The sequence below is a fragment of the Caldicellulosiruptor changbaiensis genome, assembly GCF_003999255.1.
GTDB lineage: Bacteria > Bacillota > Thermoanaerobacteria > Caldicellulosiruptorales > Caldicellulosiruptoraceae > Caldicellulosiruptor > Caldicellulosiruptor changbaiensis.
Genome location: NZ_CP034791.1, coordinates 2,454,054 through 2,470,759, shown reverse-complemented (window position 1 = coordinate 2,470,759; position 16,706 = coordinate 2,454,054). Strand labels below are relative to the sequence as shown.

Genomic DNA, 16,706 nt, shown 5'->3' with positions numbered 1-16,706 from the left:
GGCAGAGATGAAAATTCGAGTGGGACTTGGCAGCTGTGGTATGGCGGCAGGCGGAAACAAGGTCATGGAATGTATACAACAGGAGTTACGCTCCAGAAACCTTGATATTCCAGTGGAACCAACAGGTTGTATTGGTCTTTGCTTTTTTGAGCCACTTGTTGATGTCATAGATGGTGATGATGTATACACCTATGGCAATGTTACGCCTGAGATGATACCCAAGATAATTGAAAGCCATGTCATAGGCAAAAAACCGCTTGATGAATTTATTGTATCTACCTCTTTCGAACCGTACCCGATGTTGAAGTCGCAGGTAAGAATTGCACTAAAAAATTGTGGCCGAATAAATCCTGAAGATATCGATGATTATATAAAGAATGGTGGTTATGAAGCGCTTAAAAAAGTGCTAACGTCAATGACGCCTGAAGAGGTTATTGAAGAGATAAAGATTTCAGGGTTACGCGGTAGAGGCGGTGCAGGATTTCCTACATGGTTTAAGTGGGATGCGGCAAGAAAAGCAAGTGGAGATATAAAATATGTGGTTTGCAATGCTGATGAGGGTGACCCTGGTGCTTTTATGGACAGGAGTATTCTTGAAGGTGATCCTCATGCAGTTTTAGAGGGAATGGCCATTGCTGCATATGCTATTGGTGCAAAGGAAGGGTACATTTATGTTCGTGCTGAATATCCACTTGCAATAAAACGTTTGGAGATAGCAATAGAGCAGGCAAGAAATAGAAACCTGCTTGGGAATAATATCTTAAATACCAATTTTAGCTTTGATATAAAGCTAAAAAAAGGTGCAGGGGCATTTGTATGTGGAGAAGAAACTGCACTTATTGCGTCTATAGAAGGCGAAAGAGGTATGCCAAGACTAAAACCGCCATTCCCGGCTCAATCAGGGCTATGGGGTAGGCCTACAAATATAAACAATGTTGAAACATATGCAAATGTGCCATGGATAATCACAAATGGAGGCAAGGCTTTTGCAAGCTTGGGAACAGAAAAAAGTAAGGGAACAAAAGTGTTTGCACTTGCTGGTAAGATAAAAAGAGGTGGATTGGTTGAAGTTCCTATGGGCATGTCACTACGCGAGGTTATATACAACATAGGTGGCGGTATAAAAGACGACAAAGCATTTAAAGCAGTGCAGATGGGCGGACCTTCTGGTGGATGCATTCCGGCCAACCTTATAGATACTCCAGTTGACTACGAAAGCATAACAAAAACTGGTGCTATAATGGGTTCTGGTGGAATGATAGTAATGGACGAAACTACCTGTATGGTTGATATAGCAAGATTCTTCTTAGAATTTACTTGTAAAGAATCCTGCGGTAAATGTACTTATTGTCGTGTCGGTACAAGACGTATGCTGGAGATTTTAGATAGGATATGCAATGGCGAGGGTAGGGATGGCGACTTAGAATTGCTTGAAGAGCTGGCAGTTAGTGTTAAAGACGGTTCACTGTGTGGACTTGGACAGACTGCTCCAAACCCAGTTCTTACAACCCTTAGATATTTTAAAGATGAATATATAGCACATATAAGAGATAAAAAGTGTCCTGCAAAGCAATGTAAAGCGCTAATAACCTACTCTATATTGCCTGAAAAATGTACAGGTTGTGGACTTTGTGCAAGAAAATGTCCAACTAAAGCAATAACAGGTGAGCGATTAAAACCACATGTTATTGATCAGAGCAAATGCACAAAGTGTGGAACGTGTATGAATGTTTGCAGATTTGGTGCTGTCAATGTTGAATAAAGAGGGAGAGGATGTTTATGCGACTTGTGAGGGTGAACATCGACAACAAAGAGATATTTGCCGAGGAAGGGAAAACAATCTTAGAAGTAGCACATGAGAATAATATAGAAATTCCCCATCTTTGCTATGATAAAAGGTTAAAACCTTACGGTGCATGTGGGCTCTGTGTTGTAGAAATAGAAGGCTCACCTAAATTGGCAAGAGCATGTTCAACATATGTTACTGATAAAATGGTTATAAAAACAAATTCACCGCGTGTCAGAAATGCACGCAGGATGGCTTTAGAGCTTTTGTTATCCGAGCACAGAGGAGATTGTAGACCTCCCTGTGTCCTGGCTTGCCCTGCTCATACCGATTGCCAAGGGTATGTGGGACTTATTGCAAATGGTCAGTTTAGAGAAGCGGTTGCGCTCATAAAAGAACAGTTGCCGTTTCCTGCAAGTATAGGTAGAGTGTGCCCACACCCTTGTGAGGAAGCATGCAGAAGAAATATGGTGGACCAACCTATTGCCATTGCCGAGCTCAAAAGATTTGTAGGGGACATTGACCTTTTGGACGATGGTTATATACCGCCGATAAAACCAAAGACAGGTAAAAAGGTTGCTATTGTTGGTGGTGGGCCGGCTGGGCTTACATGTGCGTTTTTCTTAGCAAAGGAAGGTCATGACGTAGTTGTTTATGAGGCTATGCCAAAAGCTGGTGGTATGTTAAGATACGGTATACCTGAATACAGACTTCCAAAGAGGATATTGGATAAAGAAATTGAGCTAATTGAAAAAATGGGCGTTCAAATTAAGACTAATATGCGGCTTGGTGTTGATATTCCTTTGGAGTATCTTCGCAAAAACTATGATGCAGTTTTCTTAGCAGTTGGTGCTTGGAAAAGCTCAACACTGGGATGTCCAGGAGACAGTGCAGAAGGTGTTATAGGTGGGATTGAGTTTTTGCGAAAGGTTTCTATGAACCAGCCAGTAAATCTTGGACAGCGTGTTCTTGTAGTTGGCGGTGGTAACACTGCTATGGATGCTGCAAGAACAGCAATAAGACTTGGTGCAAAAGAGGTTACAGTGCTTTATCGTAGAACGCGTGAAGAGATGCCTGCCGAGGATATTGAAGTAAAAGAAGCAGAAGAGGAAGGAGTGAAGTTCCAGTTCCTTGTTGCACCTATTGAGGTAATAACTGATGGAGGCAGGGTCAGGGCACTTAAGTGTCAGAGGATGCGACTTGGTGATATGGATGAATCAGGAAGAAGAAGACCTGTACCAATAGAGGGTGCTGAGGTTATTTTTGAAGCCGATACAATTATATCTGCAATTGGTCAGAAAGTAAGAGTGGAAGATATAGAAGGGTTGGAGCTTACAAGACATGGTACAATAAAGGTAGATGAAGGGACATATCAAACAAGTCTTGAAGGTGTATTTGCAGGTGGTGATGCTGTAACAGGTCCAAAGATTGCAATAGAAGCTATAGCACAAGGGAAAAACGCAGCAAAGGTTATCGATAGCTATCTTAGGGGCAAGTTAGAACCAATTAAAGAACCATATTATGTAAAGCAAGAAGACCTTACGCCAGAAGACTTCAAAGATAGAGAGAAAAGACCAAGGGTACCATTAAAGGTAGCAAATGCCGAAGAAAGAAAGAATAACTTCAGAGAGATAACATCAACAATGACAGAAGAAGAGGCCATTGCGGAAGCATCAAGGTGTCTTGAGTGTGGATGCATGGATTACTTTGAGTGCCAGCTTTATAAATATGTTAACCAGTACGATGTAGATCCTCAGCGGCTTTCAGGTTACAAGCACAAAAGATATGAGCCTCAGAAGCATCCGTTTATAGAAAGAAATCCTGACAAATGTATTTTGTGCGGTCTTTGCATAAGAGTTTGTGAAGAGGTAGTTGGAGTTTGCGCGCTTGGATTTGTGAATCGCGGCTTTGAAACAATAGTCAAACCAGAGTTTGGTTTGCCGTTAGAAGAGACAAGCTGTATATCCTGTGGACAGTGTGCTGACATATGCCCAACAGGTGCATGTATTGGCAAACAACCTGTTGCAAAGCAAGTACCAGTTAATACTGTTGCTACAAAAACTGTATGTACTTTCTGTGGCATGGGTTGTGAAATGCTGGTAGAGACGAAGGGGAATTTGATATTTGATGCATCACCAGTTCAATCAAATGAGGGTATGCTTTGTGCTTTTGGCAGGTTTGGTATAAAGTATGTAAACGACAAAGACAGAATTTTAGCACCTTTGATTAAAGTAAATGGAGAACTATCTAAAACCACTTTTGACCAAGCACTGATTGAGACTGCTAAAAAACTTCAAGCAATTAGAGCATCATATGGTAAGGATAGTATAGCAATAATTGCATCACAGAGGTTGACAAATGAGGAAGCTTTACTTCTTACAAAACTGGCACAAAAACTTGACACTACTGTGATAGGTTCTTTCGACTTGAGGGAGTCTGTACTCGATAGAATATTTGGTTTGAACGCTTCAACTAATAGTTTTGATGAAATTTACTCTACTGACCTTATTGTAGCTGTTGGCAAGGTAGCAGAAAACCATGCAGTAATGGGTGCTAAACTGAAAAAAGCAGTTGAATTGGGTGCAAAACTGGTTACAATAAACAATGGAGAGACAAGGGCAGACGAGAGGGCGATTGCAACATACAAGATAGATAATACAGCCTTTTTCAAGGCAACAATAAAAGCTTTATTCGAAATGAAGGCTGTCGATGAAGATTATGTATCTAAAATAGCAGTTAATTTAGATGAACTAAAAGATGATGTAAAGAATGTTGAAGTTACAGATGAAGCAAGTGAGTTTGCAAAAATCATAGCTGGTGCGAAAACTGCTATGGTGATTGTAGACGAAGATACTGTATCAGACACAACCATTGGGCTGCTTGCTGATATATTAACATTGACACAAAAAATTGGAAGACCACGCTGTGGTATAATTAAAGTAACTGGCCTTGGCAATACTCAAGGTGCTTGGGATATGGGTATTAGAATGAGCAAAGAAGGAATAGTAAAGCTGATTAATGAAGGGAAGGTCAAGGCTGCGTTCATAGTAAGTGAGGATCCACAAGCTGCAGATAAGAACCTGGGAGAAGTTTTAGACAAACTTGAATGTTTGATTGTTGCTGATGTATTTTTGACAGAAACGGCCAAGAAAGCCGATGTTGTTCTTCCACTTGTCAGCCATGTTGAGAGCACAGGAACTGTGACAAGAGCTGACGGAAAGATACAAAATCTGAACTTGGTACTAAAGCCAAAGAATGGGCTTTCTAATTTGGATTTGTTGCTGAAATTGGCTGAACTATTTGGTTTGCAATATAACTTAGAGAAACTAAACCGCGAAATGGTTGAATTGCTCCAAAATGAGAACAAGTATAATCAGCAAATACTTTACACAGAAGGGTTTGCAACTCCAGATAAAACTGTACACTTATTTGTATCGAAGGATGCACCTGCTTTTGTAGAAAAAGCAGTATTTGACACAGTGAAAAATCGATTTGAAAAATACTTACAAGATAAGCATTTGAAATACTAAAAATAGGCTCTCTTTTATGAGAGCCTATTTTGATTTTTAATATTTTTGATTGACAAAAAACAAACAATGTTTATATAATAATAATTGGAATATTAATTTTTTAACAGGAGGTAATTTGTATGTGGGAAACTAAAATAAATCCTTTCAAGGTATTTGAACTTAGGTGTAAAAACACAACATATTTCGGAATTGGTGCTATTAATAAAATAGGCGACATTTTGGAGGATTTGAAGAAGAGGGGAATAAATAAAGTTATACTTATAACTGGTAAAAGCTCGTACAAAATAAGTGGAGCTTGGGATGTTGTAAGGCCTGCACTGGAAGAAAAGAAAGTTGACTTTTGTATTTATGACAAGGTTGGGCCAAACCCCACTGTTGATATGATCGAAGAAGCGGTTGAAATGGCTAAAAGTTTTGGTGCACAAGCAGTTATTGGTATCGGTGGAGGAAGTCCAATTGATACTGCAAAAAGCGTTGCTGTACTTCTTGAATACAAAGACAGGAATGCAAGAGAACTTTACGAGCAAAAGTTTGCTCCTGAAAAAGCTGTTCCAATAATAGCTATAAACTTGACACATGGTACAGGTACAGAAGTTGATAGATTTGCTGTTGCAACTATACCTGAGAAAAATTACAAGCCCGCAATTGCATATGATTGTATCTATCCATTATACTCAATAGATGATCCTCAGCTTATGACAAAACTTGATAAAACACAAACTGTTGCAGTTACAGTAGATGCGCTCAATCACATTACAGAAGCCTCAACAACATTGGTAGCATCCCCATACAGTATTTTAACCGCACAGGAGACAGTAAGGCTTATAGCAAAATATCTACCTGTTGCAATAAATGAGCCACAAAACCTTATTGCAAGGTATTACCTTTTGTATGCATCAGCACTAGCAGGTATCTCGTTTGATAACGGGCTTTTACATCTTACACATGCACTTGAACATCCGCTAAGTGCTGTAAAGCCTGAACTTCCACATGGTTTGGGGCTTGGAGCACTTCTTCCTGCTATAATCAAGACAATTTATCCGTATCAGGCTGAAGTTTTGGCATCTGTTTATGAACCAATTGTTCCTAACTTAAAAGGAGTGCCTGCAGAGGCAGAATTTGCAGCAAAGAAAGTAGAAGAGTGGTTGTTTACAATGGGGTGCGATAAGAAACTTTCTGACTTTGGATTTAGCCAGAGCGACGTTGATAATCTTGTGGACTTGGCACTTGAGACACCGTCTTTAGGGTTACTCCTTTCAATGTCTCCAGTCAAGGCAACCAAAGAAGTAATTAAGAAGATTTACGAAGAATCATTGTACCCAATGAAGTGAGATTTTGATTGTGGCAGATAAGAGTAAATATTTGTGACTTTTCTATAGTGAGCAATAGTTGGGGTGGGTATTTTTTAGTACCACCCCAACATTATTAATAAACACTTTAGGATTTCTTGTCTTTCTCTTAACTTATCAGAAGAGCATCCTTTCAGGCTTACCCCCAAGCTTTTTTTGTCCTCACAAAGGCTAAACTCACATTCTACTCAGCACATCATAAAAGAGACGGACGCTAAAATGTTAATGTGCAATTTAGGAAATTTTAAATTTAGCAAGTGTATGGTATAATTAGAGATAAGTACTATGAATAGTGTAGATATTTATATAACAGCTAAACTTTTACTACTTCTAATTGATGTACATACTGTAAAAGAAAATAAAACAATTAAATCAAAAGTAGATTGAAAGCTTTAACCTGAAAGGTGGTCAATAAAATGAAATTTGGTATGAGAAAACCAAGCATAAGAAAAAGCATAGCTGCAAGAACAAGCGTCAAAAGGTTTATCAGACATAATTTGGGCTTGAAAGCACCGAGGGGATATGGATGGATAACAAATCCTAAAAAATACATGTACAACAAAATCTATAACAGAACAACTTTTAGCATATTTTCGCTTTTTAAGAAGTTATTCAAATGAGGATCTATATGAAGTGAAAGTCTTAATAGTGAAAAGGCAATATATAATCTTTGCCTATGGTGAGACACTTTTATTTTTGCAAGAGTGTACTTCTAAGTTCTGGACACTTCGCAATTGTTATTGATATGGCACAAGATTTGAGGGCAGGTGAGAAGATTTTCCTATTTGCTCAAAGCTACATGCCCGCTCAGGATATACACATCCTAAAAAACCCGGCAGATGAAAATGACAATCCATGGTATTCAGTAAATTTTGAGGAGATTTTAATAACAGCAGAGTGGCAGTTCAAAAAGGGGTATGTTTATAGGTTTTAGGGAGTAAATACTTATGTGTAACCTGTTTAGTGTGTATAGTTTCAAACGACTAACAAAAGATTTGTAAAAATTCTGTTGACAAATATAACTTATAAGTTATATAATTGAGGTGTCAAGGATGGAATTTAACAAAGTGGGAAATATAATTTATCCAGAGGGGTTTATTTCAAACTATATTTATTGTCATTCAGGGCTTAATAGTGATTTAGAAGAGATTATAGATAAAAGTGGTGAAAAAGCCCAGTTTGGTCGAAAATTTAGAAAAGCACTTAAGTTTTTAGAAGCTCTCAAGAAAGGTTGTACTAATCAATCTCAGATTTTTGAGAAATTAAAGAGGGAAGAATATTTTTATTCTATGAAAATTAAAGATAAACATAATGTAAGGATTATATTTTCTTTTTTTGAGTATGGTGGAAAGGAAATTGTGATTTTGCTTTATGCCTTTCCTGAGAAAAGCCCAGCCAAACAGAAAAATCCAAAAAGTTATTCTTATGCAATTGAAAAAGCGAAAGAACGTCTTGAGGAGCTCAAATCTACATATCCTGATTTAAAAGTGGTTACTACTTAGTTTTTGCTATTAAATCGTGAGGGTTAGTAGAGTAAATAAGTGGATATAATATTATAGAAGAAATTTATTTTTAGAGGTGAACGTAAATGAATGAGCTGATTAAGTTGGAATCTCCATATAAAATAGTGGAGAAATATGTAAATGAAGAAGATAAAAAGTATTTTGAATTAGATGATATTCTAGTGAATATCGCATTGAGCTTGATAAATTACAGAATAAAAAACAATCTAACCCAAAAAGAATTAGCTCAAAAGCTTGGGATGACGCAAGCAATGGTTTCAAAGCTTGAAAGTGGAGAGTATAATCCTACTGTAAAAATGCTTTATGAGATATCAAAAGCTCTTGGTTTAGAATTTAAAGTCGAGTTGAGAGAAAAGACAGAACCTATGGAACAGTGGATTGAATGTACTGAGTCCTTTATTGACGTGGGAAGTAGCAACAGAGTAGGTGATGCTGCTTGATAAATATAGACAGGATAAAGGCTGATTTTCAAATTATTTCTAGTAGAGTTGTAAAATTTGAGCTTGAAACAAGGGATTGGAACGAAGAGAAGGAAAGTATTAGTGTAAGCAATAACTATGATTATGAAATTATAAAACTTGAAGAAAATGAACAGTTGTATTATGGGGTTCTCCACTTCAAATCGTATTTTACTGCTAAGGTTAAAAATAAACTTTTGTTTAAAGTTAATATTATATATGAAGGTGCATTTATAGGCAAAAAAGAAAAATTAGGTATGCAAGATTTCAAGAATATGTTAGAATTAAATGGAATAGTGACTTTAGCTCACTTGACACGGGCATATGTGATTTCTTGTACAGCCCTGGCAGGCTTTAATCCCCCTGTAAGATTACCCTTGATAAACATACATAAGTTAAAGGAAATGAAGGAGCAGACCACGACGCAAAAACAATGAGTTGGCAATGTTTAGAAAAACTTGTACTTTATTTGACTACAACTATTGATAGATAAAAAATTATTTAAAACAGGACTGGGTTTATGGAAATGAGTATGGTGAATATTGGACACAGGTAATTTATAAAAGAAAAACTCTATAATCCAATCAGGCAAAACTATGTGCATATTCAAGCGTTAAAGGAGATTTTTAAAGGAATTTGAAAATTTAAAATTTATCTCTATAGTTGTTTCACTACAAAAACTGAGTTAAAAGTAGAAACTAAAGCAGATGTGATGTTATACACTGTTAATTTACTAAGAACTTCAATTGAAGAAACTTTAATAAAAACACCCTTTTAAAAAATTGTTGTTAACTTACTTGCGACTGTTTCGAAAGAAAAGACGGAAGCAAAAAGGATGATAAATATGCTTTTTGATATGGGGCAGGTTAACAGAGGGAAGAAAATCGTAAATGCTGGTATAGTTACCCTAATTCTTCTCTTATTTGGAGATTTTATTATTAACTTAACATCTCTCGGTATTAACGAAAAATTAATAAAAAAGATTGTGATTAATGGAATAGTTTTTATTAATATACTTTTATTTTATAAAGGTAACAGAATAGCGTTTAAAGTAACCATGTTTCTTTTATCAATAGTCTATCTTTTTGTCTTAGTTTTACTACCCGTTTATTTAATTTTAGGATTGCTACACACATTAAAAGTTTTAGATATTTTTGATGGAGCCTTGTATTTAGTTATTTCAGTCTTAATCATAATAGCAGTAAATATTTTAGTATTCAAAACAGGATTTTATGATGATGTTTTGGTTTTTAAAAACTACTATCAGGAGATATATATAAAACAAGGATTTAAAAAGAAGAAATGAAGGATATAGATGAAAATTGTAATACAATATCTGCATTGATGCGGATATAATTGACTGTCCAGAACACATTGGTAGGTAGACTTATTCCGTATCAAGATGGATTTATCGACTGGCTTTTTGATAAGAAGAATGGACTATCAATATTGGATAATTGAAAATTGGTGAGAAAATAGGATGTTGCTATCGTTCAGAGGCTTTTGTTGAGTGGCTTAGTAGATCTGTTTTAAATGATTCCTTGAAGAAAGCGGCTGTAGTAGAGAATAAAATAACTAGTTAGGATGAAAATCTGTCTAAATTACGTTTTTAGCAAATGCTATATTTCAAAGGGCAAGCTGCGCAAAGGCTCTGCTCTTTTTTGTTATTTTGCTTGAAAAAATTTTATAAAAAAGTTATATTGTTGTTAAGAAGAATAATAATGAGCAAGTGTTTGGTTGGAGAGTAAGTGGAAAGATGAAATTTGGTATGAGAAAACCAAGCATAAGAAAAAGCATAACTGCAAGAACAAGTGTCAAAAGGTTTATCAGGCATAATTGAAGAAGCTAAAGACTCTTATGAGTTAGTGGTGTTGGTCAAAGAATTTGTTGTTAAGAAAGTTGAAGTTTAAATCAAAGAAAAATTATATAAAAAGGAGATGATTTTTTAAATGGAAACAAGCAAATTTGAGTTCGAACTTCCTAAGGAAATTATTAATTATTTGCCAAGTAATGATGAAGAGTTTTTAAAGAAAATTAAGGAACTTATAGTTTACACATTAGTAAAGGAAGAGAAGATTTCATTTGGGAAGGCAGCTGAAATACTTGGAATGAATAAAATAGATTATTTGGCTGACTTAGGTGCCTTAGGCATAAGCTATTTTGACCAAACCATTGAAGAAGTAATTGAAGATAAAGAGAATTTGGATAAGTTGTTGGAGGAGCATAAAAGTGATAGTAGTTTCTAACACGACTCCAATTATTGCCTTAGCAAAGATAAATAAATTGGAGATTTTAGAGTATTTATTTGGAAGAATTTATATTTCAGAAGGAGTGTATAAAGAACTTATATCTAATAAAAAGTTTACCTATGAGATTGAAAAAATAACCAAGAATAACTTTATAATTACAAAAGAAGTCAAAAATCGATTAGCAGTAGAATTAGTTCAAAAAATGCATGGTTTAAACATAGGTGAAAGTGAATCAATAATATTATTTAAGGAGCTAGGTGGAGACCTTTTAATCATGGATGAAAAGAAAGGTAGGAAAGTGGCATCTTCTCTGGATATAAAACTTACAGGAACATTAGGTATTTTATTGAGGGCAAAGCAGGAAGGCATAATCATTGAGTTAAAGCCCTTATTAGAAAAGTTAATCGAATCAAATATTAGGATAAGCCATGAGCTATATAGGGAAATTTTAAAGAGTGCGAACGAAGTGTTCTAATTTAAAATTTAAATATTTCAGAAACTCTTCAAGCCAAATGACATAATATTAAAAAAAGGAATAAAATGAAAATCCATATATGACAAATATTACAGAGTGTGATCATTTGACTATAAGATAGTATTAGCGGATACAGGATATGATTGCAGCAGGTGGTTTAATATTGCAAATGAGTTTAAAATAAGATTTGTAGCAGGAAAAACAGAAGAAATATGAAGAATAAAGACAATGGAAAAATACTTCAAGATCCGAAGAAACGTAAAATTTTAAAGACATCAGAAGATAAGAAACTATGCAAACACAGGACAAAGATAGAAAAGCTTTTTTGCAAATTGGAAGGAGAATATAATCTAATTATAAGAGACATGTTGATTGGATATTAATTACCTTTTTATTTTAAAAGTTGCTTAGAAAATTAGAGGGCAACAAATTTTCTTTTGCTTATGAGTGGAATCAACAATTTCTGTTTATTTAATACTTTGTTAACAATAATTACTATTCAACAACCCAAGAAACGAAATTATGAAAAGTAATCTAAAAAGAACAAATATAACAACAATTAAACTAAGGACAAGCAGTTGGCTTGAATATAAAAAATGATAGAAAGTAATCTGAAAGGTGGCCAAGAAAGATGAAATTTGGCATGAGAAAACCAAGTATAAGGAAAAGTATAGCTGCCAGAACGAGTGTTAAAAGATTTATCAGACACAGTTTAGGTTTAAAAGCTCCACGGGGTTATGGTTGGATGACTAATCCAAAGAAGTACATGTACAACAAGATATACAATAAGACAACTTTTAGCATATTTAGTCTTTTGAAAAAGCTGTTTAAATAAGGAGCTGATTCAATGCCTACGCTAAGGAAAATAATGCGGTTAGGGGCAGCAAGTATCCTTATTTTTGCTCTGATGGTAGCATGTGCAGTTGAACAATCCCAATTGAATAAAAAACCTGAAATTGCAAAAAAGCCAAAGTTAGAGGAGAAGGATAGTATTGCTTCCCTGACAAATAAGTCAGAACAAAGTTACAAAGAAAGTCTCATAAATAGCCATGGTAAAACGATAGGCGAAAGAATAAAAGTACCAAAAGGATATGAAAGAGTTGAAGTTCCAAGAGGGTCTTTTGCTGAATACTTGAGGAATCTGCCACTCAAGCCCCATGGCACAAAGGTGAAGTACTATAATGGTGAAGAAAAACCAAAGGACGTATATGTTGCAGTAATTGACATGGATGTTGGCACAAGAGATTTGCAGCAGTGTGCAGATGCTGTCATAAGACTTCGAGCAGAATATCTTTATAAGAACAAGCAATATGACAAAATTCATTTTAACTTCACAAATGGCTTCAGAGCTGATTTTAAAAAGTGGATGCAAGGCTACAGAATCAAAGTTGAAGGAAATAAAGCTTATTGGGTAAAGAAGACTGGATACTGTGATGATTATGCGTGCTTTAGAAAGTATCTTGACATGGTATTTGCATATGCTGGAACACTGTCACTTTCTCAAGAAATGCAAAAAATACCTCTGAGTGGTTTGCAAATTGGAGATGTATTTTTAAAAGGAAGCGACCCTGGCCATTGTGTTATTGTAGTTGATATGGCACAAAATCCGAAGACGGGTGAAAAGATATTCCTGCTTGCACAAAGCTATATGCCAGCCCAAGACATTCACATCTTAAAAAACCCAACAAATGATGATGATAACCCATGGTACTCAATAAACTTTGGCGATGTTTTAGTAACACCAGAATGGCAGTTTACAAAAGATCAGGTTTATAGGTTTGGGGAGTAAGCATTAGTAGGGTCAGAGATGAAAGATATTTTATATATTATGTATGGACGCTATTAGTGAGAAATCTAAAAAACCATTAAATGATAGCAATTAATTTTTGACTGGTAGTAATGAAAGTGAACTGTTAAAAATGAGAAAAAGTGTTAAAAATAACGCAATTTAAAAATAAAGGAGGAGAGTTTTGGTGATTTGGATTAAAAACATATTATTAAATTTAGCTCTTCTGATTTTTTACATACTTATTATGGTTGCTTTAAAAAAGTATGTTATATCACATTATGAAATAAGCCAGCAAAAGGAAGAGACAGCAGCAAAGTTGAATACTTTTGCGATAAGAGCAGCATTTTTAATCGATATAATAATAGGAGCTATGATGGGTTTTTCAGTTGCAGTTTTGAGAAAAAAGACTTAACAGATATAGAAGTTTTTCTTTTTATGCCTCTTTACTTGTTTGAAATTTGTTTTGTGACAATTTTCTTTTTGACAAATATTAAATCACAAATTTTAAATCAAAAAATTAAAGCACTTTTTTTGTTACGTTAGGTGATAACTGCCTTAGTAGGCTGTATTGCTGTGTTCTTTATAATTTTTATTCCTATTCTTGGTAATCTGAAAACTGGTGATTTTAAGTATATTTACTTGATTCCTATTGCTATTTTTATAGGTTATTACATATTTTGTTCAATACAGCTCAATTTTCAATATCCTCAAAGAGGACTCAAAGGAGATGACAGTAATTATATAAAAGAAGTGGTTAAAAAGTTCGATCTCAAAAACCTCAAAATAACTATTCTTGATACGTGTGGGCAAAAATTTGCAAATCTCTTTGCAGCGGGTATTACTAGCCTCCACTTCTAGTGATATCATATGCTTTGGAAAATTTAAAAGAAGAAGAGCTTGAGACAATTGTTATTCACGAGATAGGACATATAAAAAGAAGTCATGTGCAGAAAATTTTGTTGGGTTGGATTATATGTATGTTCTATTATATGGCATTTGTATTTGGGCTTGACAGTTTGGTAAGCCTTTTAATTCTAAATAAGGCATTTTTTAGTATTATAAGATTTCTAATTTTGTTGTTGGGAGCAATTCAATTTATCTTTTTGATAAGTTACATAAGCCGAGGTGTGGAGATTGAAGCTGATTTGTTTGTTTTGAAAAATGGTGTGAATAGAGAAATTTATGAAAATGCTCTAAAGTCAATTTATGCTCTGAATTACATAAAAGATGATGTTTCAAATTCTTTAGAAAAGATACAGTCGCATCCATCATTAAAAAATAGAATTAAGATATTATTTGAGGCTGAAAAAAAAGAAAAGGATTTCTTTTTACCTCTTAAGAAAGTGTATGTTGCTTTAGCAGTTGCTTCCATCTTGTTTACTAGTGCTTACTTTGTATTTAACACAATTTTACCAAACAGTAATTTTGGTGTATGGGTAAAAAACATTGAAAAGGTGAGAATAGAAAGATGCAGCCCAGCCTTGGAAGAAAATGCTGTGAAAAAAGAAGAAGTTAATTTGCCAGCTGAGATATATGTTACCGATAAGGAAGAAATAAAAAAGATAATAATGAGCATAAGCAGAACGAAAAAAAATCCAGTTTTGCCAATACACTTTTGGAGTATGATTATAAAATAGAAATGTTTGAAAAGGGTGGGAGGTCTCATTTATATACTTATTCATCTAAATCTGGTTTGCTTGTTGAACTTGTTTCAGCAAAAGATTTTAATAGAGAGCAGCCATGGATTGGAGTAAATAAAGAGGTAGGGGAGATTATCTTGAAGCATTTTAAAGACATTAGCAGCTTGCATGAGCAAAAATAAGTTGTGACGCTAAAGTTTATGGCAAAATTATCTATGCCAGGATATAGATGTGTAGTTGTTACAAAGTTTGACAGACAAAAATAATTTGCAAATTCATAAAATGCTCAAGAAATGGTTAGAAGACAAACGGTATAATGTCAAGGGGGTTTTTTAAAAAATTTTTTTAGATAATTAGGGCAAAAAAGACAATAAAATACCGAGCCGCTCAGCATGGAAAAATTTAACTGGCAGCTTGTTTGGGAAAGATTATTAAATTAAAAAATTGGGACTAACTAAGTATTGTAAACATCACCTCTTTCTTGATATATTTGACCTTTGCTGAGCATGGCAAAGATCAAAGGAATTAAGCGTCTTGCGGTTAGGACGAGGGCACGTTTATGCTGATGCTTGGTAACCTCTGAGAACTTCTTGTTGTAGAAGGCTTTGTAGCGTACTGTGTGCACCCTTACACAGTTAGCAGCTTCAACAAGATAGTATCTCAGGTATTGGTTACCACACTTAGCTAATGAGACATCTTGGGCATTGAAGTTGCCTGATTGGTACTGAGTCCAAACAAGGCCAGAATACTTTGCCAAAGCAGCTTCATTTTTGAAGCGCTTGATATCACCGATTTCAGCGATGATGCCGGCTGCAAGAACATCTCCTATGCCAGGGACGGTTGTTAATGTTTGAGAGAAAGCTTTAAGAAGTTTTGAGATTTCTTTGTCGAGTTTTTTAAGTTGTTCTTGCATAAATCTAATGTTTTCAAGGGTCATAGACAAAGCTAAGTCATTTGCCTCAGCCAACAGAGGATGTAATCTGTATGAACGCTTGAGCCTCGGTTTTAAGTATTTCAGCGATTTTATTGACATCTGAGAGTCTATTGTTGCCGTTATCGGATACGAATTTAATTAAGTCTTCTAAAGGCATAGAAGCGATATCATCAGGTGTAAAGTTTTCGATGATAGCACAAGAAGCTTTACCGAAGATATCTGAAAATGGACAGTCTTGAGAATAAGTAGAGAATTTAAGGTATATGAGATTGAGAGCTCTGTTTTTTTCGCGAGTTAGATTGTGAACAAGATGATAGCGCATTCTGGTAAGGCGTTGTAGTGCAGCATATTTAAAATCAGGCAAAGGTGTTGGGTTGAGTTTGCTGAACCTGACACATTCAGCGATGATAATTGCATCGATGCTATCTGTTTTAGGCAAGAAAGTGTAGATTTTTTTGAAGCCTTTGACTATGCTTGGGTTGAGAACATAAAAAGTTGGTTTATATGGCAGCAGTTCAGATGAAGAAGCAAGATACAAGTGCAGATGCCAAGCGTAATGTGAAGTTGCTTCCATGCCAAACTTAATACAGGATAGATTATACTGGCTGAGGCAGTCAATAACTCTTTTGATTAATTCGTTAGCGCCTTCTTGATCATTAGGCAAGGAAAAAGGTTTTTTAATCAAGTGATTACCGGCATCATCGATGAAGAAGATAGAATTTGACTGACTACTGATATCAATGCCCACGATTAAAGTATTTGGCAATTTGAAGACCTCCTTTTTGCAAGTAGTGGTAAGAAAAAGTGTTAAGCCCTTTATCCTTGGGGATTACATGTAATGCAGCCTCGCCGATATTAGAGCTACGGAGCAGTTTACAGGGTGCACACATCTGATATGCTCAAATCAGATGTGGTAACCTGACCGTGCACAGCAAACGAGTAAACATTACTCATGTAATCCTTTGGGGTTCAG

The 16,706-nt window shown here is 35.3% G+C and carries 15 protein-coding genes and 3 pseudogenes; 17 read left to right on the top strand and 1 reads right to left on the bottom strand.

The genetic code is table 11. The features are described from left to right. The first annotated feature begins 7 nt into the window (after window positions 1-7). From nuoF to ELD05_RS11860, 17 genes and pseudogenes are all read left to right on the top strand, one after another. On the top strand, window positions 8-1,762 hold the full coding sequence (gene nuoF, locus ELD05_RS11945; RefSeq protein ID WP_127352602.1) for an NADH-quinone oxidoreductase subunit NuoF: 1,755 nt from the start codon (window positions 8-10) through the stop codon (window positions 1,760-1,762). Between the two features lie 17 nt (window positions 1,763-1,779). Continuing rightward, on the top strand, window positions 1,780-5,316 hold the full coding sequence (locus ELD05_RS11940; protein ID WP_127352601.1) for an NAD(P)-binding protein: 3,537 nt from the start codon (window positions 1,780-1,782) through the stop codon (window positions 5,314-5,316). Between the two features lie 119 nt (window positions 5,317-5,435). After that, complete coding sequence (locus ELD05_RS11935) at window positions 5,436-6,647, top strand: iron-containing alcohol dehydrogenase (protein WP_127352600.1); 1,212 nt, start codon at window positions 5,436-5,438, stop codon at window positions 6,645-6,647. Between the two features lie 434 nt (window positions 6,648-7,081). Then, window positions 7,082-7,285: a hypothetical protein gene (locus ELD05_RS11930; protein ID WP_127352599.1), complete on the top strand. Its 204-nt coding sequence runs from the start codon at window positions 7,082-7,084 to the stop codon at window positions 7,283-7,285. A 101-nt stretch (window positions 7,286-7,386) separates the two neighbouring features. Next, a pseudogene (locus tag ELD05_RS14595) lies at window positions 7,387-7,599 on the top strand (DUF4846 domain-containing protein); the annotation flags it as partial. A gap of 118 nt (window positions 7,600-7,717) precedes the next feature. Beyond that, window positions 7,718-8,167 carry a hypothetical protein gene (locus tag ELD05_RS11920; protein WP_127352598.1) on the top strand — a complete coding sequence of 150 codons (450 nt, stop codon included), beginning with the start codon at window positions 7,718-7,720 and terminating at the stop codon, window positions 8,165-8,167. A gap of 86 nt (window positions 8,168-8,253) precedes the next feature. After that, on the top strand, window positions 8,254-8,628 hold the full coding sequence (locus ELD05_RS11915; protein WP_127352597.1) for a helix-turn-helix domain-containing protein: 375 nt from the start codon (window positions 8,254-8,256) through the stop codon (window positions 8,626-8,628). Next, window positions 8,625-9,083, top strand: coding sequence for a protein-export chaperone SecB (locus ELD05_RS11910; protein WP_127352596.1), 459 nt, complete (start codon window positions 8,625-8,627; stop codon window positions 9,081-9,083). Before ELD05_RS11915 ends, ELD05_RS11910 begins: the two co-directional genes overlap by 4 nt. 407 nt (window positions 9,084-9,490) lie before the next feature. After that, entirely contained in the window at window positions 9,491-9,952 is a 462-nt protein-coding gene (locus ELD05_RS11900; protein WP_127352983.1) for a hypothetical protein, read from the top strand. A gap of 643 nt (window positions 9,953-10,595) precedes the next feature. Then, a complete protein-coding gene (locus ELD05_RS11890) occupies window positions 10,596-10,892 on the top strand; it encodes a UPF0175 family protein (RefSeq protein WP_127352595.1) in 297 nt (98 codons plus the stop codon). After that, entirely contained in the window at window positions 10,876-11,370 is a 495-nt protein-coding gene (locus ELD05_RS11885; RefSeq protein WP_127352594.1) for a DUF3368 domain-containing protein, read from the top strand. The genes ELD05_RS11890 and ELD05_RS11885 overlap by 17 nt, the downstream gene beginning before the upstream one ends. A 105-nt stretch (window positions 11,371-11,475) precedes the next feature. After that, a pseudogene (locus ELD05_RS15145) lies at window positions 11,476-11,770 on the top strand (ISNCY family transposase); the annotation flags it as partial. Window positions 11,771-12,001: 231 nt separating this feature from the next. Further along, the gene (locus ELD05_RS11880) at window positions 12,002-12,205 is read left to right on the top strand and encodes a hypothetical protein (RefSeq protein WP_127352593.1); all 204 of its coding nucleotides are present in this window, start codon (window positions 12,002-12,004) and stop codon (window positions 12,203-12,205) included. 12 nt (window positions 12,206-12,217) lie between these two features. Further along, window positions 12,218-13,159: a DUF4846 domain-containing protein gene (locus ELD05_RS11875; RefSeq protein WP_127352592.1), complete on the top strand. Its 942-nt coding sequence runs from the start codon at window positions 12,218-12,220 to the stop codon at window positions 13,157-13,159. Between the two features lie 184 nt (window positions 13,160-13,343). Further along, entirely contained in the window at window positions 13,344-13,571 is a 228-nt protein-coding gene (locus tag ELD05_RS11870) for a hypothetical protein (RefSeq protein ID WP_127352591.1), read from the top strand. A gap of 445 nt (window positions 13,572-14,016) precedes the next feature. Then, window positions 14,017-14,796: a M48 family metalloprotease gene (locus ELD05_RS11865; protein ID WP_127352590.1), complete on the top strand. Its 780-nt coding sequence runs from the start codon at window positions 14,017-14,019 to the stop codon at window positions 14,794-14,796. Then, complete coding sequence (locus ELD05_RS11860) at window positions 14,775-14,981, top strand: hypothetical protein (protein ID WP_164742604.1); 207 nt, start codon at window positions 14,775-14,777, stop codon at window positions 14,979-14,981. The genes ELD05_RS11865 and ELD05_RS11860 overlap by 22 nt, the downstream gene beginning before the upstream one ends. 272 nt (window positions 14,982-15,253) lie before the next feature. Here the strand turns inward: ELD05_RS11860 and ELD05_RS15090 are convergent. Then, window positions 15,254-16,499: pseudogene (locus ELD05_RS15090) on the bottom strand (IS110 family RNA-guided transposase). Window positions 16,500-16,706 lie beyond the last annotated feature (207 nt).

What these genes read in the sequence shown, in the direction of transcription:
- ELD05_RS11935 (WP_127352600.1), top strand. Translation starts at nt 5,436, where the DNA reads ATGTGGGAAACTAAAATAAATCCTTTCAAGGTATTTGAACTTAGGTGT.
- ELD05_RS11875 (WP_127352592.1), top strand. Translation starts at nt 12,218, where the DNA reads ATGCCTACGCTAAGGAAAATAATGCGGTTAGGGGCAGCAAGTATCCTT.
- ELD05_RS11930 (WP_127352599.1), top strand. Translation starts at nt 7,082, where the DNA reads ATGAAATTTGGTATGAGAAAACCAAGCATAAGAAAAAGCATAGCTGCA.
- ELD05_RS11920 (WP_127352598.1), top strand. Translation starts at nt 7,718, where the DNA reads ATGGAATTTAACAAAGTGGGAAATATAATTTATCCAGAGGGGTTTATT.
- ELD05_RS11940 (WP_127352601.1), top strand. Translation starts at nt 1,780, where the DNA reads ATGCGACTTGTGAGGGTGAACATCGACAACAAAGAGATATTTGCCGAG.
- ELD05_RS11880 (WP_127352593.1), top strand. Translation starts at nt 12,002, where the DNA reads ATGAAATTTGGCATGAGAAAACCAAGTATAAGGAAAAGTATAGCTGCC.
- nuoF (WP_127352602.1), top strand. Translation starts at nt 8, where the DNA reads ATGAAAATTCGAGTGGGACTTGGCAGCTGTGGTATGGCGGCAGGCGGA.
- ELD05_RS11890 (WP_127352595.1), top strand. Translation starts at nt 10,596, where the DNA reads ATGGAAACAAGCAAATTTGAGTTCGAACTTCCTAAGGAAATTATTAAT.
- ELD05_RS11915 (WP_127352597.1), top strand. Translation starts at nt 8,254, where the DNA reads ATGAATGAGCTGATTAAGTTGGAATCTCCATATAAAATAGTGGAGAAA.
- ELD05_RS11900 (WP_127352983.1), top strand. Translation starts at nt 9,491, where the DNA reads ATGCTTTTTGATATGGGGCAGGTTAACAGAGGGAAGAAAATCGTAAAT.